This window comes from Spirochaeta thermophila DSM 6192, assembly GCF_000147075.1.
Taxonomy (GTDB): domain Bacteria; phylum Spirochaetota; class Spirochaetia; order Winmispirales; family Winmispiraceae; genus Winmispira; species Winmispira thermophila_A.
In genome coordinates, this window is record NC_014484.1 from 1,096,015 (window position 1) to 1,109,341 (window position 13,327).

General features: G+C 58.6%; 15 protein-coding genes. 11 read left to right on the plus strand and 4 right to left on the minus strand.

The features are described from left to right. Window position 1 precedes the first annotated feature (1 nt). The 3 genes from STHERM_RS04955 to STHERM_RS04965 are packed head-to-tail and all read right to left on the minus strand — an operon-like array spanning window position 2 to window position 1,286. A complete protein-coding gene (locus tag STHERM_RS04955) occupies window positions 2–406 on the minus strand; it encodes a hypothetical protein (protein ID WP_013313791.1) in 405 nt (134 codons plus the stop codon). Between the two features lie 18 nt (window positions 407–424). Continuing rightward, the gene (locus STHERM_RS04960; RefSeq protein ID WP_041623277.1) at window positions 425–718 is read right to left on the minus strand and encodes a hypothetical protein; all 294 of its coding nucleotides are present in this window, start codon (window positions 716–718) and stop codon (window positions 425–427) included. Further along, entirely contained in the window at window positions 705–1,286 is a 582-nt protein-coding gene (locus STHERM_RS04965; RefSeq protein WP_013313793.1) for an RNA polymerase sigma factor, read from the minus strand. Before STHERM_RS04965 ends, STHERM_RS04960 begins: the two co-directional genes overlap by 14 nt. 713 nt (window positions 1,287–1,999) lie before the next feature. On the opposite strand from STHERM_RS04965, the gene STHERM_RS11845 reads away from it, so the two are divergent. The 7 genes from STHERM_RS11845 (at window position 2,000) to STHERM_RS05000 (ending at window position 8,249) form a co-directional block, all read left to right on the plus strand. Then, window positions 2,000–2,812 (plus strand): TolC family protein, encoded by an 813-nt coding sequence (locus STHERM_RS11845; protein WP_158304544.1) that lies wholly within the window; start codon window positions 2,000–2,002, stop codon window positions 2,810–2,812. 10 nt (window positions 2,813–2,822) lie between these two features. After that, window positions 2,823–3,893 carry an efflux RND transporter periplasmic adaptor subunit gene (locus STHERM_RS04975; protein ID WP_013313795.1) on the plus strand — a complete coding sequence of 357 codons (1,071 nt, stop codon included), beginning with the start codon at window positions 2,823–2,825 and terminating at the stop codon, window positions 3,891–3,893. 4 nt (window positions 3,894–3,897) lie between these two features. Beyond that, window positions 3,898–4,578 (plus strand): ABC transporter ATP-binding protein, encoded by a 681-nt coding sequence (locus STHERM_RS04980; protein ID WP_013313796.1) that lies wholly within the window; start codon window positions 3,898–3,900, stop codon window positions 4,576–4,578. After that, entirely contained in the window at window positions 4,575–5,771 is a 1,197-nt protein-coding gene (locus tag STHERM_RS04985; protein WP_013313797.1) for an ABC transporter permease, read from the plus strand. The genes STHERM_RS04980 and STHERM_RS04985 overlap by 4 nt, the downstream gene beginning before the upstream one ends. A gap of 43 nt (window positions 5,772–5,814) precedes the next feature. After that, window positions 5,815–6,612 (plus strand): M23 family metallopeptidase, encoded by a 798-nt coding sequence (locus STHERM_RS04990; RefSeq protein ID WP_041623279.1) that lies wholly within the window; start codon window positions 5,815–5,817, stop codon window positions 6,610–6,612. A 61-nt stretch (window positions 6,613–6,673) separates the two neighbouring features. Then, entirely contained in the window at window positions 6,674–7,690 is a 1,017-nt protein-coding gene (locus STHERM_RS04995) for a sigma-70 family RNA polymerase sigma factor (protein WP_013313799.1), read from the plus strand. A gap of 10 nt (window positions 7,691–7,700) precedes the next feature. Further along, window positions 7,701–8,249: a cob(I)yrinic acid a,c-diamide adenosyltransferase gene (locus STHERM_RS05000; protein ID WP_013313800.1), complete on the plus strand. Its 549-nt coding sequence runs from the start codon at window positions 7,701–7,703 to the stop codon at window positions 8,247–8,249. Here the strand turns inward: STHERM_RS05000 and STHERM_RS05005 are convergent. After that, window positions 8,210–8,746 carry an 8-oxo-dGTP diphosphatase gene (locus STHERM_RS05005; RefSeq protein WP_013313801.1) on the minus strand — a complete coding sequence of 179 codons (537 nt, stop codon included), beginning with the start codon at window positions 8,744–8,746 and terminating at the stop codon, window positions 8,210–8,212. The two genes, STHERM_RS05000 and STHERM_RS05005, sit on opposite strands and share 40 nt — an antisense overlap. Window positions 8,747–8,803: 57 nt before the next feature. Here STHERM_RS05005 and STHERM_RS05010 point away from each other — a divergent pair, with 57 nt between their 5' ends. From STHERM_RS05010 to STHERM_RS05025, 4 genes are all read left to right on the plus strand, one after another. Beyond that, entirely contained in the window at window positions 8,804–10,042 is a 1,239-nt protein-coding gene (locus STHERM_RS05010) for a DUF763 domain-containing protein (RefSeq protein WP_148223871.1), read from the plus strand. Between the two features lie 102 nt (window positions 10,043–10,144). Continuing rightward, a complete protein-coding gene (locus STHERM_RS05015; RefSeq protein ID WP_013313803.1) occupies window positions 10,145–11,371 on the plus strand; it encodes an extracellular solute-binding protein in 1,227 nt (408 codons plus the stop codon). 77 nt (window positions 11,372–11,448) lie between these two features. Further along, a complete protein-coding gene (locus tag STHERM_RS05020; RefSeq protein ID WP_013313804.1) occupies window positions 11,449–12,456 on the plus strand; it encodes a carbohydrate ABC transporter permease in 1,008 nt (335 codons plus the stop codon). Window positions 12,457–12,461: 5 nt separating this feature from the next. Next, on the plus strand, window positions 12,462–13,325 hold the full coding sequence (locus STHERM_RS05025; RefSeq protein WP_237223370.1) for a sugar ABC transporter permease: 864 nt from the start codon (window positions 12,462–12,464) through the stop codon (window positions 13,323–13,325). The last annotated feature ends 2 nt before the right edge of the window (window positions 13,326–13,327 follow it).

Consider the following 13,327-nt stretch of genomic DNA (forward strand, 5'->3'; position numbering starts at 1 on the left):
CCTAGCGTGGAGCGGGGGGTGGGGGAAGGGGGTGCCGCGGCGGTCGGGTGAGTCTCTCCAAGAGGAACTCCCGTTGCTCGGGGGTGAGATAGGGGGCCATCTCCTCCCTCATCTGTTCGAGTTCCGTGCGCAGAGCGTCCTTGAACTCGTCTTCGATAGCCTGGAAGCGCTTGCTGTAGCGATCCCATATGTCCAGAAGTTTCCGTTCCTGCTCGGGATCGAGCCGGAGGCGTCTCGTGAACTCCTCGCGGATGAGGTCTGAAGTCTGTGGAGGCGCTTGAAAAAACAGTACCCTGAAGGAGCGGGGATGGGTTTTCATGTAGAGGAGCGTCGCTCCTGTTCCCAGGGCAGCCCCGATGAGAAAGACCAGTGCCACGAGCAGAAACGCCTTGACCGAAGGTTTCACGTTCTCTTCTCCTTTCTCCTAGAACAGGTCCTCGAGCATGGAGATGACCACCTGATGTGAGGCCATCTGGGTGATGTCGATCTCTTGGCGGGGCGGGGACACGGAGAAGGCGAAGAGGAACATGCAAGCCACGAGGGATCCGGCGAGGCCCGCGAGGAGCGGTTTCCTCCATGCGAGCAGATAGGCCCACACGTGGGCCTCGGACCGCCCCGAGATGACACGGTCCATGACCCTGTCGATGAACGAAGGGCTGAATGTGTAGCTCCTCAGAGGTTCGAGGAGTTCCTTGATCGGATCGTCACGCCGTTCCATGAGTGTCTCCCATACGACGAGTATATGCCTTCTCGAATGCATCCCGGGCCCTGCTGAGCCGCGAGAGCACGGTGCCCACCGGGATCTCGAGGGACCGTGAGATTTCTTCCACCGAAAGCTCGTTGAGGTAGAAGAGAGTGAGTATCACCCTGTGCTTTACCGAGAGAGCTGCCAGTGTTTCGTGGACAGCCAGGGTGGTGATGGTCCGCTCGTCCGGGGGATCCATCTCCGGTTCCTTCGCCGTTTCGAGGGGAAGTGGTACCCGGAAACGGCGTTTCCGTTCGTTGAGACAGAGGTTGATGGTGATCCGGGTGAGATAGGTGCCCACCGACGCCTCCCCTCTGAATTTCGGAAGCGACTTGTAGAAGCGGAGGAAGACCTCCTGCCCGATGTCCTCCACCTCGGGGACCGGGCCGAGGATACCCACTATTGTTCGGGCCACCCTGTCCTTGTACATGTCGACCAGTTTACGGAAGGCCGCATGATCTCCGTTCCGTGCGGCATCGACGAGCCCTTCCGCTCCACCTGTCCACTCGTGAGAGCGCCTGCGATCCTGTTCCACCACCATCTTCCGTAGTTATTTGACCATCTCGTACACGATCATATTCCAAACGTACCATGTGGGAGTCGCTCATGGAATATGGGGGGGAGTCTCATGGTCGAATACTATGAGTCTATATGAGGGAGTATGAGATGAGAAGTCCTTATCGTGCAGCTCTCGTGTGCATGCTTCTCTCCGTGATGTGGGGTCTTGCGGCGGACGAGAGGTGGTCCCTTGATGCGGTGGTTGATATGGCGCTCAAAGCGGATGTGACGTATCGCATACTCGAGATACAGCTGGAGCAGGCGGAACTGGAAGAGTCGTCCCTCCGACCCGGTCTCTCGTTGGATATTCGTGGCGGCGGTAGCGGAGGCAGTATCCTCTCCTTTGATGTTTCCGAAGAGGGCTCTCACACGGTTCTCTCACCTTCACTCTCCCTGGTGCTTCCATATCCACTCGGTACCGAGATCGGAATGGCGCTCGAGACCTCATTTCCCTCGGAAAAGAGGGAAGGCTTCCTCACTCTCGAGATCCTTCACCCGTTGTTGGGGTATCCCTCCACTTCGCGTGCCCAGATCCTCCAGACGAGGTATACACGCGAGAATGCTTATGAGGAACTCCTCCAAAGGAGGTATGAGGTGACCCGCGAACTCCTGGAGATCCTGAGGAGTATCCACGAGGTGAGGCGTGACCGACTGGATCTGGAGGCCCAGAAGGACGAGATCCTCAGAACCCTGTCGTTGTACGAGGATCTCGGCTATCCGGAGGATTCTCTGGAACTGGAGAGGGCAAGGGTGGAACTACGAAGCACGGAGCGGGCCCTGAAACTCCTGGAGATGAAAGAAGAGCAGTATATTGAAGAGTATCGAACTGTCACAGGAGTACGAGAGCTTCCGGACCTTCCTGATCCTGCTGATATCATGATAGCCATCCCCGAAAGCTATGATGGGTTTTCCAGTGTGGTCATGGCTGAGAGAGAACGGGAACTGGAAGAGGTCGGATATCGGGACGAGGTTTCCCCTCTCCCGGAGTTGAAGGTGGGAGGTTTCTCCACTGTTCCGCTTTCGGAATTCGTGGAAGGGACTCGGTTCTCTTTTGGGGGGCTTTTTTACTTCTCGTGGGGAGATGGGACTCTCTCTGGTCGGGTGGGGTTCACCCCAGAGGATGGAACTTTCACCCTTCAGACAGCGATAAGCTGGAGCATCTCCCCTGGTGATTCCTCCCGGGAAAGGACAAGCAAAGAGCTGGATCTCTCTCTCGCACACCTCAGGAAGGAACGTGCGGTGAAGGATGCTGTCTCTCAGATCGAGGATTGGCGTCTTCAACTTGAGGAGTACCGGATGAACCTCGAAGACATTCGGGATGAAAAGCCTCTCGTCGAGAGGGAGTATCGTCTGGCACTCACACGGTATGAGGAGGGAATCATCTCTCAGGAAGAGCTCGACGAGAAAAAGAGGGCAGTGGATCGTCTTGCCATCGAAGAGGAGCTTCTTTCCGTGAAGCTCCTTCTTCTCGACTCCAGCATACATGCATCTCTCGTATCTGAAGAGTGAGGAGGATATCGTGAGGAGAAGAGGCTTCATCATTATCGTTTCAACAGTCGTCATAGTACTGGGAGGGGTGATCGTACTTTTCTCTCTGCGACAGGGGCGGGCGGACTCGGATGAGTTTACCCCACAGAGGGTGAAAGTGGAGAAGGTCGTTCAGGATGAGGTGGTGGAGGTCTCCGGTCATGTAGAGCCGGGAGAAGAACAAACCCTTACCATCACGAGCGGGGGAGAGGTGAAACAAGTCTATGTGGAAGAAGGGGACATGGTGGAGAAGGGGGAAGTGATTCTCAGGTTGGACGACGATGAGGAGCAGTATGAGTACCAGCAGGCAGTGTACGAGCTCGATCAGAAGAAAGGGACGATCTCGGCTCGGGAACAACAACTCCTCGAGATGAGAGTGAACCTCGCGAAGAAGGATCTGGAGAAACGCGTTCTCATCGCTCCTCTCTCAGGACTACTCGTGGATTTTGAGGTGAAGCCTGGGGATCGCCTTGTCTCCAATGAGCTTCAATCGGTGGGTCGAATCATCCGCACGGATTTCCTCAGGGCAACGGTACAGGTGGATGAGCTCGACCTCGGGAAGGTGAATATAGGTCAAAAGGTGAGGATCCTCTTCGATGCCTTCCCTGACGTCGAGGTGCAAGGCCGGGTCGAAGACATATCAGAGACTGCGACGGTTGACTCGCAGGGGATCGCGGTGTGTGATGTGGATATTCTCATTCCGAATCCTCCGGAAGGGGTGAAGCCCGGATTCTCGTTCACCGGACAGATCGTAGTGAAGGAGGCCGAGGAATTCCTCCTCCTTGATAAACGTGCGGTGATCACCAGAGAGGGCAGGACCGTCGTCATGAGGGTCTCCTCCGATGGGACCGGGAGACCTGTACCACAGGAGGTCCAGGTGGAGGAGTTCGATGAGGATCGAGTTCGAGTGCTCTCCGGACTCGAGGAAGGGGAAGAGGTCCTCATCCTCTCCTCCTCTGAGGCCTCGGGATTTTCCGGAGCTCGATCACGCATGTTTTTCGTGGGACCTGGTGTAGGGGGGCCTCCTCCGGGGGGTGCACCGGGACGTGAGGGAGGGCGGTGAGTGTATGGCACCCTTTGTGGTTAGGGTCGAAGGAGTGGTGAAGGAGTACAGGATGGGCGAGGGGGTAGTCTCTGCACTGAGGGGGGTGAGTATCGGGGTGGAGAAGGGGGAGTATGTGGCGATCATGGGGCCTTCGGGATCGGGGAAGTCTACGCTCATGCACCTCATCGGGTGTTTGGACGTCCCCACAGGAGGGAAGGTGTTCATCGAGGAGGAAGACGTCTCGAGACTCTCGGAACGGGAGCTTGCGAGGATACGGAACAGGAAGATCGGTTTCGTCTTCCAACAGTTCAACCTCCTCCCCCGACTCACCGTAGTGGAGAACGTGGAGACCCCCCTCATCTATGCGGGGGTTCCTTCCAAGGAACGGCGGAGACGGGCGATAGGGGCACTCGAGAGAGTCGGTCTCTCACATCGCCTCTCCCACAGACCCACGGAGCTCTCGGGAGGAGAACGTCAGCGGGTGGCGATCGCCAGGGCCCTGGTGACCGAGCCCCTCATCATACTCGCCGACGAACCCACCGGAGCCCTGGATACGAAGACCGGAAGGAAGATCCTCGATCTCTTCCGGGAGATCCATGAGGAGGGGCGTACCTTGGTGATAGTGACACACGATCCCGAGGTGGCGCAAGAGGCCCAGCGCGTGATACGGATACGAGACGGGCTCATAGAGGAGGAGGTATGACGTTTGTTTGGGAGAATATACGGCTTGCGTTTCTCAGCATGATGCACCACAAGGGGAGGACCTTCCTCTCCATGTTGGGGATCGTCATCGGTGTGGCCTCGGTCATCATGATCACCTCCCTGGGGAAGAGCGCCACCGCGAGTGTGGAGGAACAGATCGCCCGGGCGGGATTGCATGTGATCTCCATATTCCCCCGGCTCTCGGAAAAGGAGGCGGTCCGGCTTGCGGTCCCGGATCTGGTGGACGACCTTTCGTCCGAATTCCCCTCCATCGAGCAGGGGGTTGCCCTCCAGCGTGGACAATTCCTCGTGACGTATGGGCATTCCTCCACTTCCGCTACGGTGATGGGCGTTCCTGCCTCGTTCGCTTCCATGTTCTCCTACGAGGCGGAGGAAGGTCGTTTCTTTTCCTCAGGGGAGGATACGGCGAGGAAACAGGTGGCCGTCCTGGGATCGGAGGTCGCGGAGGCTCTCTTTCCCTATACCGACCCCATCGGGAAGTACATCAGGATCTTTCGTGATCAAGCGAAACGATTCAGGGTGATAGGGGTGATGAAGTCGCGCTCGGATACCGTAGGCGTGTCCTTCGATACGAGCATCTTCGTTCCGTACCACACCTATACCACGAGGCTCGAACGGACGGACAACGTGAGCAGCTACCTCCTCGTGGTGAAGGAGGGAGAGGACGTGGTGGAACTTGCGGATCGGATAGAGACCCGTCTCACGCAGAAGGCTTCCGGAAACTCCGATGCCTTTCGGGTGATCTCTCCCGCCACCATCGCGGAGGTATACTCCGAGACCACGGGCACCCTCAATCTCCTCCTCGGCGGGGTGGCCGCCATCTCTCTCATCGTGGGCGGGATCGGAATCATGAACATCATGCTCGTCTCGGTGACTGAACGGACGAGGGAGATCGGTATTCGAAAGGCCCTGGGGGCCACGCCTCTCATGATCAGGGGGCAGTTTCTCCTGGAGGCGGTGGCCCTCTGTGCCGTGGGTGGCACAGTGGGGGTGGGACTCGGAATAGGGCTCGGAATTCTCATCACCTCCTTGATGAAGTGGTCCTTCGTCCTCAACGCGCCTGCGGTGGTCTTCGCGTTCGTCTTCTCCGCACTCGTGGGCATCTTCTTCGGGTTCTATCCCGCGTATCGGGCCTCTCGTCTCGATCCCGTCCAGGCTCTCATGTTCGAGTGAGGGCGGTAAGATTTTAGCCCCGCGGTGCCGATACAGAGAACGCATGAAGGTGAAGAGAGTGCTCGGCATCACAGGATGGATACTGGTGTGTGTCGCGGTGCTGCCCGCGGAAGATGTCCCGGTCACACGGTATGCGGTCCGTCCGGGGGATACGTTGTTCGGTATCTCCCGGACGTTTCATATCCCTCTGGAAGTTCTCCTCTCGAGCAACCCAACGGTGGACGAGAGGCGTCTCAAGCCGGGACAGGAGCTCCTCCTCCCGGGGGTCTACGAGGTGCAAAAGGGGGATACCCTCTACAGTCTCTCACGACGGTGGAATGTGCCTCTCGAAGCCCTGAAGGAGGTGAACGGGCTCACTTCCAACGTGATCAAGGCGGGGGATTTCCTCTACCTCCCTGTGGAGGGGGTACCGGTCCTCCGGAATGAGGATTCTCGTGAACAGGAGACGCCGGGGGGTGAATCCCCGTCCCCTGTCGTGTATGCGGCGGGAGGGACGTGGCCCCATCCGGGGGAGAGGTCTCCGCTCGAAGGAAGGGTGAGAGGGGTGAGCATCAGGGCCTCGATGGGGGATCCCGTGATCTCGGTGACCGGGGGACGGATCATCTGGGTGGGACCGTACGGGAGCTTCGGGAAAGTGGTGATGGTGGAGTTCCGGGGGTACATCTACGTCTATGGAGGACTCGAGGAAGTCCAGGTCTCCCCTGGACAGATGGTAAGCACGGGTACGAACCTCGGAACTGCGGGGAAGACGCCCTTGGGAAACCCGGTGTCGGTCTTCTTCTTCGTCTACAGGGACGGGCAACCGGTGGATCCCGAGAGGGCTCCTCGTGCAAATTCATGAGGAAATTTCTTCTATTTCCTTGACTCGGGCATACCCGGCTATTATTCTTAGAGATAGGCCCATGGAACACAAACACCACATCAATTCCATGTCCCATGAACAAGAGCAGGTGAACCAGATATCGAAGAGAAGAAGGGCGAGGGAGGCGGGAGCACGGGAGGATGAACTCTCCGATGCAGATGCCCTCGCGCTCTACCTCAAACAGATCTCCTCGTATCCCCTCCTCACTCCGGAGGAAGAGCACTGGATCGGGGGGGAAATACAGAGGATAAAGCTTCGATTGCGGGAGCTTTCCTCGCTCCCGGAGGAACAGAGGGCTCATCATTTCGAGGAGGAACGACGGCTCGACCAACGGCTTCGTGAACTCAAGAACAGAATGATAACGGCCAATCTGCGTCTCGTGGTCTCCATTGCGAAGAAATACCAGCACAGAGGCCTTTCCCTTCTCGATCTCATAGACGAAGGGAACATAGGGCTCATCGAGGCCGTGGAACGGTTCGACTATACCAAGGGATGTCGGTTCTCCACCTACGGTACATGGTGGATTCGGCAGGCCATCGTGAAGTCGCTCGCCGACAAGAGCCGCGTGATCCGCATTCCCATCCACATGCTCAACACCATAAAGAACGTGTTCATGCTCTCCAAAGAGCTTGCACAGGAACTGGGACGTGATCCCACGGAAGAGGAGCTCTCCCGGTACACCGGGCTCCCGGACAGGCGGGTGGCGGAGATCATGCAGGTCTCACAGGAAACGGCCTCCCTGGATATCACGGTCGATGAGGAGAACATGACCACGCTGGGGGACCTCGTTTCCGACGACGAGGATCAGGGCCCCTTCGAAAAGGTCTTCCATCGGTACCTCCATGACGTCCTCCTCGAGGCGCTCGGCGACCTCAGTGAGCGCGAGAGAAACGTCATCTCCCTTCGCTTCGGGCTCAACGGTGAGGGACCGCTCACCCTGGAAGAGACCGGGAAGTTGCTCGGGATCACGAGGGAACGGGTGAGGCAGATCCAGGAGAAGGCCCTGGCCAAGTTGAGGGAGATGGGATTCATCAAAGACTTTCACCATTATACCTGAAGGTCCGGATATGGAATTTTCGATGATCACCACCCGGGGGGGAGACGAAGGGGTCTCCTCCCTCTCGTCTGGGGAGAGAAGGCCGAAAGACGATCTGGTCTTCGAAGTGCTCGGCGATCTCGACGAACTGGTCTCGTGGCTCGGTGTGTTGAAGGCATCGCTGGCGGAGAGCGAGTTCCGGCTCTCCGACGTCCTGGAGGAGATTCAACGCAGGCTCTTCGTGTTGGGGGCCCAGGTTGCGTCAGTGGGTAAAGGGGATCACAGACGTTCGCTTTCCTCCGACGATGTGGAAGAACTCGAGAAAGAGGAAGCGGATCTCCTGAGGAAGATCCCTCCCCTCAGGGGGTTCGTCCTGCCGGGAGAGAGCCTCGCCTCCGGTTATGCCGACCTCGCCCGGGCAGTCTGCAGACGGGTCGAGCGTTCGCTCGTTCGCTATATCCGTGCGCGGGGGATGACCGATCTTGCGGAGGGACAGCGATACCTGAACCGACTTTCCGACTACCTCTTTGTCCTCGCCCGCTATCTGGGCGGAGGGAGAATCGCTCCGGTCACCACGTGAGCGTCGAGCATCGTATCGCCGTCGAAGATGAAGAATCCTTCCACGTAGCGGCCTTCCAGGAGATGGGGAATCCAGAGTCTGTCGTCCTCCCACATGCGATCGTAGGGGATGGAGGAGACAGGACTCCACAGCGGGATGGCTTCTTCCGTCTCTCGGAGGGTCCCCTCGTAGGAAAAGGCCCTGAAGACCGTGCCGTGAAGGGAGTAGCCGTCGGTGAACAGGAAGTGCAGACGGGCACACTCCTGGGGATTGATCGGGATCAGCCCGACCTCCTCCTGGGTCTCTCTCACTGCCGCCTCGAGGGCCGTCTCCCCTGGTTCGATCCTTCCTCCGGGGGCGTTGATCTTCCCCTTTCCAAGACCGCGTTTCTTGTGGATGAGGAGTACCCGCTCGCCCTCGAAGACAAAACAGAGCACCGCTCTCTCGGTGAAGGAGAGGGATTCCCATGGAACGTCCTTCGCTGAAGTATGCTCGTAGAGGTGGTGTGTTTCGGACATATGGGATATACTATCTCGCAAACTCGCAAAGATCGAGGCTTCGTCAATGAGAGCGGTATGAGAAAGACAGGGAGTGCCGACCTTCCCCTCCACTCGGGACACGTTCCCGCATGGCTCGCCGAGCGGATGAGGCGTCTCTCCGGTCCGCTTGCAGAACTCATCCTCCTCGAGTTCGGAGAGGAGGGGTTCCTCTCTCGACTGGCGGATCCTCTTTGGTTCCAGGGGTTCGGCGCTCTTCTCGGTATGGACTGGCACTCTTCCGGGGTGACGACTTCCGTGCTCTACGCCCTCAAACGTGCCCTCGACGAGCGTCCGGAACTTGGTATCGAGGTGTGCGGCGGGAGGGGGAGGTTCTCCCGCAAGACTCCCGAGCAGCTCCTCGCCTTCGCCGAGCGTACCGGACTCGAGGGCGAGGCCCTCGTGAAGACATCTCGTCTCGTTGCCAAGGTGGACAACACCTGTGTACAGGATGGGTATCAGCTCTACCTCCATGCCTTTGTGGTAACCCGCTCGGGAAAGTGGGTGGTGATCCAGCAGGGGATGAATCCCCAGGAACGGACGGCGAGGCGCTATCACTGGTATTCCCAGAAGGTGAGCGACTTCTTCGCCGATCCCCACACGGCCGTGGTGGGGCCGCACAGGGGCCGGATCATCAACCTTGCCGCCTCCGGGGCGGCTCCAGCCCGAGAGGGGATACTCGACTTCGTGGCCCAACCCCTGAAGACCCAGCTCGGGGAACTCGCCCGGGCCGTGGACTGCGTGCGCATGCCCTCCCGTCACCATGTCGCTCCTTTGGATGTAGACCCGGTTCGGCTGGGGGCCGTACTCGCCGTGGCCCATGAGGCCTCACTCAGGGAGTTCTCGGAGTTCCTCCTCCTCAAGGGGATGGGGCCCCGGACACTACAGGCCCTCGCCCTGGTGGCGGAGGTGATCTATGGGGCGCCGGTACGCTTTACGGATCCGGCCCGCTTCTCGTTCGCACACGGAGGAAAGGACGGCCATCCGTTCCCGGTACTCACCGGGGTCTATGACAGGGTGATAGAAGAGCTCGACCTCCTGGTGGGGAGAATGAAGGCGGATCGCTCGGAGAAGCGTGCTTCGCTCCAGAAGCTACACGCGTTCACGCGTTGGGTGGAGGAGACCTTCCAGCCGAAAGCGGATGTGAGCGCCGTGATGGAGCACGAACGGGTGAACGCCCCGCTCCATGGAGGCAGATCGGTGGGGGAGGGCCGCGGAAGGAAAGACCTTCGAGGGGAATCGAGCACCTCCCCGCTCCAATTCGAGCTTCCGTTCTAGCAGGTGGTTGAAAGAAAAACTTGCAAGATGTGGGAAGATGTTGTATACTCTTCATGAAAACGCTTGCATAGCGAGCGTATAACCTTATGAGGAGGTCGCGTTATGAGACGTCTTGTTGCCTCTCTCTTCATGTTGCTTCTCGTCGGCGTCCCCTTCCTGATGGCACAAGGTGGGGGTGAGGCCGCCGGAGAAGCAGGCGAAGTGCTCATCACCCTCTGGACCCAGGAAGGTGAAGCAGAAGGAGCTTTCCAGTTTGTGCAAACGCTTGCTCAAGAGTTCTCCGAAGCCCATGAGGGTGTGACTATCGAGGTGCTCAACAAGGACACCGAGGCCCTTCGTGAGGACTTCCAGACCGCGAGTCTCGCCGGGGCCGCGCCTGATCTTCTGTGGACCGTGAACGACCATGCCGGTCCGTTCGTCGTCGCCGATCTCATCCAGCCCGTCGAGAACCTGGTGGATCTTTCGAAGTACGTCCCCTCGGTGGAGATGAAAGGTCATGTCTGGGGAGTGCCCATCTCGAGCGGCAACCACCTCATGCTCCTCTACAACAAGGACCTCGTGCCGAATCCACCGAAGACCACCGACGAGCTGATCAAGATTGGCTCTCAGCTCAAGGCAAAGGGTGTGATCCCCCTCGTGTTCAACCAGACCGAGCCGTTCTGGCTCGTTCCTTGGCTCGGCGGATTCGGTGGAAAGGTCTTCGCCTCGGATGGGGTGACCCCGACGCTCGACACCAAGGAGATGGTGGCTACCTTGAAGTTCCTCCACGAGCTCAAGTTCACCCACGGACTGCTCCCGCCCGAGTCCGACTACGACGGTGCGGATACCCTCTTCAAGGAGGGGAAGGCCGCGATGATCATCAACGGCGACTGGTCGCTGAGCGGCTACAGGGAGGCCATGGGTGACAAGCTCGGTGTGGCCCGGATCCCCAAGGTGAGCGCCACGGGTCTCTGGCCTGCGCCCTACACGAGTGGAAAGTACTTCATGATCCCCAAGGAAGTCTCCGGTGCGAAGCTCTCTGCAGTGGTGGAATTCATCAAGTATGCCACGAACTATGATAACCAGATCCGCATGGTGAAGACGCTGAGTCGTCTGCCCGGCCTGAAGGCTGCCCTGGACGATCCTCTCATCAAGAACGATCCGATCCTCAAGGCCTCCGCCGACCAGATGGCCGTGGGCACGCCCATGCCCTCCGTGGTCGAGATGAGGGCGGTGTGGGATGCGATGAAACCAGAGATGAATGCGGTACTCGCGGATCAGAAGACCCCCGAGGAGGCGGCTGCTGCCATGCAGGGGGCCGCGGAGGCCGGCATAGAGGCACTCAGGTAGGGAAATCCTCCGTGCCTGTGATACACTGAGAAAGGGGGGAGGATCCCTCCCCCCCTTTTTGGTCGAATGGAGGCGATATGAGAACAGGCATCATAGCCACCTCGCTGGGGCAGGTGGGGGGGACCATCTTCTTCATTCTGGGGGGCGTGCTCCTCCTCGAGGTGCTTCTCTGGGGGGTGGGACGTGTCTTCAGGATGAAGAACATGCTCCTCTACATGCTCCTGGCTCCGGGGATCGTAGGGCTCATCCTGTTGGTGGTCTATCCCCTGGTATTCGAATTGGCACTGGCCTTCAGCAACATGAGTCTTCGTACGTTCAAGCATCCCACGTTCGGGATAAAGGAAGGGATCGACAATTTCGTACGGGTCTTCACCCGGCCGGTGCTCAAGCAGACGTATTTCTTCCCGATCTTTTTCAGGACGGTACTGTGGACGGTGATCCAGGTGAGCGCCCACGTCACCTTGGGGTTGGGTCTGGCGATCCTCCTCAACCGGCCCATGTTCCTCAAGAACATCTACAAGGCCTTCCTCATCCTCCCGTGGGCGATACCGGATATCATCTCAGGACTGGCGTGGAGGGGGGAGTTCCACTACGAGTACGGGGTGTTCAACATCATTCTCACACGCCTGGGCGCGGACCCCATTCCCTGGAAGTCGGATCCGCTTTGGAACTTCATCGCCATGAACATCACGAACATCTGGCTCGGTGTCCCCTTCATGATGGTGATTTCGCTCGGAGGTCTCCAGAGTATCTCCAAGGAATACTACGAGGCCGCCCAGATCGACGGCGCAACGAGCGCCCAGAAGCTGTGGTACGTGACCCTTCCCCTTCTCAAGCCCATCCTCACGCCGGCGGTGATCCTCGGGGTGATATGGACCTTCAACAACTTCAACGTCCCCTACTTCATCAATCAGAACGAGCTGGAATCGTCCGACCTCCTGGTGACCGCGCTCTTCAGGGCGGCGTTCGAATACAACCAGTACGGGTTCGCCGCGGCATTCGCCTTTGTGGTGTTCCTCGTCTTGCTCTTCTTCTCTCTGTGGTACATAAGAATAACCGGCGGCTTGAAGGGGGTGAAGGAATGAGTGTGATGAAGAGATCCATGAAGCGTATTACTATAGGTGGGGATCCCCTGTGGTTCAGGGTGTTCACCCATGCGGTGCTCATCGTCGCGTGTGTGATCGCTCTCTTCCCCATCTTGCGGATCGTCTCGGTGTCCCTGCGACCGGGTGACAGACTGCTTTCCACCTCGCTCAGGATCATTCCCGAGGGGGCGACGCTCGAAAACTACTACAATGTGCTCTTCAAGAAGGACTTCTTCCTGTGGTTGTGGAACAGCCTGGTGGTGAGCGTGACCACGGCCTTCATCGGGCTCATGCTCGCTTCCACCGCAGCCTACGGGTTCTCACGTTGGAACTTCCCCGGCAAAAAGGCGGGTCTTGTCTTCCTCCTCGCCACCCAGATGATTCCGGCGAGCATGATGATGATCCCGCTCTACATCCTTGCGGCGAGGCTCGGATTCATCAACACCTACAGGGGGCTCGTCCTGGCCTACTCGGTGGGGTCCATTCCGTTCAGCGTGTGGATACTCAAGGGCTACTACGACTCCATCTCCGCCTCCCTGGAGGAGGCTGCGATGATAGACGGGGCCACCAGGATGCAGACCTTCTACAGGATCATACTGCCGCTCTCGCTTCCCGGTCTGTCCATCGCCTTTCTCTTCAATTTCATGAGCGCGTGGAAGGACTTCCTCCTCGCGAGGATCATGCTCCAGAAGGATTTCCTCTTCACCTGGCCGCTCGGGCTCCAGCAGCTGCAGGGTCAGTTCAGGACCTCGTGGGGGATGTTCGCCGCGGCTTCCATCATGGTGGCGATTCCAGTGGTGGCGCTTTTCCTCTATACTTCGAGATATCTGATCTCGGGTCTCACCCTGGGTTCGGTGAAGGGAGACTAGCC

Coding starts and splice junctions, on each gene's coding strand:
- STHERM_RS04960 (WP_041623277.1), bottom strand. CDS start 718: ATGGAACGGCGTGACGATCCGATCAAGGAACTCCTCGAACCTCTGAGG.
- STHERM_RS04965 (WP_013313793.1), bottom strand. CDS start 1,286: ATGGTGGTGGAACAGGATCGCAGGCGCTCTCACGAGTGGACAGGTGGA.
- STHERM_RS04980 (WP_013313796.1), top strand. CDS start 3,898: ATGGCACCCTTTGTGGTTAGGGTCGAAGGAGTGGTGAAGGAGTACAGG.
- STHERM_RS04985 (WP_013313797.1), top strand. CDS start 4,575: ATGACGTTTGTTTGGGAGAATATACGGCTTGCGTTTCTCAGCATGATG.
- STHERM_RS04990 (WP_041623279.1), top strand. CDS start 5,815: ATGAAGGTGAAGAGAGTGCTCGGCATCACAGGATGGATACTGGTGTGT.
- STHERM_RS04995 (WP_013313799.1), top strand. CDS start 6,674: ATGGAACACAAACACCACATCAATTCCATGTCCCATGAACAAGAGCAG.
- STHERM_RS05000 (WP_013313800.1), top strand. CDS start 7,701: ATGGAATTTTCGATGATCACCACCCGGGGGGGAGACGAAGGGGTCTCC.
- STHERM_RS05005 (WP_013313801.1), bottom strand. CDS start 8,746: ATGTCCGAAACACACCACCTCTACGAGCATACTTCAGCGAAGGACGTT.
- STHERM_RS05010 (WP_148223871.1), top strand. CDS start 8,804: ATGAGAAAGACAGGGAGTGCCGACCTTCCCCTCCACTCGGGACACGTT.
- STHERM_RS05015 (WP_013313803.1), top strand. CDS start 10,145: ATGAGACGTCTTGTTGCCTCTCTCTTCATGTTGCTTCTCGTCGGCGTC.
- STHERM_RS05020 (WP_013313804.1), top strand. CDS start 11,449: ATGAGAACAGGCATCATAGCCACCTCGCTGGGGCAGGTGGGGGGGACC.
- STHERM_RS05025 (WP_237223370.1), top strand. CDS start 12,462: ATGAAGAGATCCATGAAGCGTATTACTATAGGTGGGGATCCCCTGTGG.